The following is a 2,469-nucleotide window of genomic DNA, read 5'->3' as shown; positions in this document are numbered from 1 at the left end:
GAGCGGTGTTGGCGGTGGCCGGGGGCGACGACCCGGGCGGCCCGCCCACAGTGGAGCGGGTCGCCAGAGGGTGCGGGGGCGGGCGCCGGGTGCTGCTCGAGGGCAGGACCGTGGTCCGCTCCGACGGCGTTCGCCCCACGCATCTCCTCGTGTGGGCATCCGGCCCCGACGGCGGGGAGGTGCTGGTCCTGGTGGAGCGGGGGGACCGGGGCGTCTCGCCCTGGCCCGCGGAGGGCACCACGGCAGGGGAGATCGGGTTCGAGGCGGTCCGGTTGGATGCCGATCGGGTCGTGTCCGGCACCCTGGCCTGAGGGCGCCCACTCCGGCCGGGGGTGGGGCCCGGATCGCGAGTCGGGGTCCCGGACGACCCGGCGATAGGCTCCGCGTATGAGCACCTCCGTCCAGCAGCGGGGCACCGCGTACGACCCCTCACGCATCCGCCATCCCCACTTCCGGGGACTGGTCACCGACGCGGCCTCCGCTGTGGATCAGATCGCCGATGGTGACACGGTGGCGATCAGCGGGTTCGCTAGCGCGGGCACGCCCAAGGCCTTCGCGCCGGCCCTGGCCGAGCGCATCCGTTCGGTACGGGCGGCAGGTGGCAGGCTCTCCGTCAACCTGCTCACCGGTGCATCGGTGGCCAGCGAGGCCGAGGCGATGCTCGCCGAGGTCGACGGGATCGCGCTGCGGATGCCGTATCAGAGCGAGCCCACGGCCCGCGGCAAGATCAACTCGGGCGAGATGGACTACGTGGACGTCCATCTCTCGCACGTGGCCCAGCAGGTGTGGCAGGGCCACTACGGTGACGTGGACGTCGCGGTGGTGGAGGTGGCCGCGATCACCGAGGACGGCAAGCTCGTCTCCGCGATGTCGGTGGGCAACAACAAGACCTGGCTCGACGTGGCGGACAAGGTGATCCTCGAGGTGAACTCGTGGATCCCGGACGGCGTCGAGGGCATGCACGACATCTACTACGGCACCGCGCTCCCGCCGCAGCGCAGGCCGATCATGCTGTCGCGGGCCGACGACCGGATCGGCCAGCCGCTGCTCGAGGTGGACCCGGCCAAGGTCGTCGCCGTGGTGCCCACCGACCAGCGGGACTCCGCGAGCGCCCTGACCAAGCCGGACGCGGTGAGCGAGGCCATCGCCGGCCACGTCCTGGAGTTCTTCCACCACGAGGTCGCCGGCGGCCGGATGCCGGCGGGCAGTCTCCTCCCGCTGCAGGCGGGGATCGGCAACGTGGCCAACGCCGTCCTCGCCGGGCTGGCGGCGGGGTCGTTCTCCGATCTGACCTGCTACTCGGAGGTCATCCAGGACTCGATGCTCCAGCTCATCCGGCAGGGCACGGTCGCCCACGCCTCGGCGACCGCGTTGGCCCTGTCCGAGGACGGGCTGACCGAGTTGGTGGACAACTTCGAGCTGTACCGCGACCACATCACGCTGCGGCCGCAGGAGATCAGCAACCACCCGGAGATCGTCCGGCGACTGGGGATCGTCGGGATGAACGGCATGCTCGAGGCCGACGTCTACGGCAACGTCAACTCCACCCATGTGGGCGGGACCCGGATCATGAACGGAATCGGCGGGTCCGGCGACTTCACCCGCAACGGGTACGTGTCGATGTTCCTGAGCCCGTCCACGGCCAAGAACGGGGCCGTGTCGGCGATCGTCCCGATGGTCCCGCACGTCGACCACACGGAGCATGACGTCCAGGTGATCGTCACCGAGCACGGTCTCGCCGACCTGCGGGCGCTGAGCCCACGCAAGCGGTCGCGACTCATCGTGGACCGGTGCGCCGACCCGGCCTTCCGGCCCCTCCTGCACGAGTACCTCGATCGGGCCGAGGCCCGTCCCGACGCGGGCAACACGCCGCATATCCTCGAGGACGCCTTCTCGTTCCACGCCCGCCTCGCCGCCACGGGGAGCATGCTGGGGTAGGCGCCCACCGCTGATCGACAAGGAGTCCGAGGATCGATGACGAGTACCCGAAGTCCCCTGCGCATCGGCAACGTCTCGGCGTCGCGGGCCGATCGCGCCACGGCGACGGCCGAGTTCCTCACGGCCGCGACCCTGGACGTCCTCGCGCTCGACATGCTCTCGGACGAGGCGATGCTCGAACTCGCCGGGCAGCGCGCGACGGGCGGCCCCGGTTACGAGGCGGCGGCGCTGGTCCAGATCGGCGAGTGTCTCGAGCGGCTCGAAGCCGGGGGAGTGCGGATCGTCACCAACGCCGGCGCTCTGGACCCGGAGGGGCTCGCATCCGCGCTGCGTGAGCTGGCCCGCGAGTCGGGGGTCGAGCTCGCTGTGGCCAGCGTCGACTCCGGGGACGTGACGGACAGGGCGGCCGGTCTGGGTCTCGGTCAGGTCGACGTCGCGACGGTGCGTCACGGCGCGTTCGGCATCTCGCGGGCGCTCGCCGCCGGTGCCGTCGTCGTCGTCACCGGGCGCGTCAGTCGCGAGGCGCTCGTC

General features: G+C 71.6%; 3 protein-coding genes. All 3 read left to right on the top strand.

Annotated elements, in window-relative coordinates; all coding sequences use genetic code 11:
• Positions 1-311: hypothetical protein (locus G6023_RS08300; RefSeq protein ID WP_182634954.1), on the top strand; the 311-nt coding region annotated here is incomplete at its 5' end.
• Between the two features lie 76 nt (positions 312-387).
• Positions 388-1,938: a succinyl-CoA:acetate CoA-transferase ScpC gene (locus G6023_RS08295; RefSeq protein WP_182634952.1), complete on the top strand. Its 1,551-nt coding sequence runs from the start codon at positions 388-390 to the stop codon at positions 1,936-1,938.
• Between the two features lie 36 nt (positions 1,939-1,974).
• Positions 1,975-2,469, top strand: a 495-nt coding sequence (locus G6023_RS08290) for an acyclic terpene utilization AtuA family protein (protein ID WP_182634950.1), incomplete at its 3' end; no start/stop codon positions are given.

This window comes from Dietzia sp. DQ11-71 (assembly GCF_014144995.1).
In the GTDB taxonomy this organism is placed as follows: domain Bacteria; phylum Actinomycetota; class Actinomycetes; order Mycobacteriales; family Mycobacteriaceae; genus Dietzia; species Dietzia kunjamensis.
The sequence above is the reverse complement of the archived record's forward strand: the minus strand, read 5'-3'. Positions and strand labels throughout refer to the sequence as shown.

Excerpts from the sequence above, each read along its gene's own strand:
- G6023_RS08295 (WP_182634952.1), top strand. The coding sequence starts at position 388 with ATGAGCACCTCCGTCCAGCAGCGGGGCACCGCGTACGACCCCTCACGC.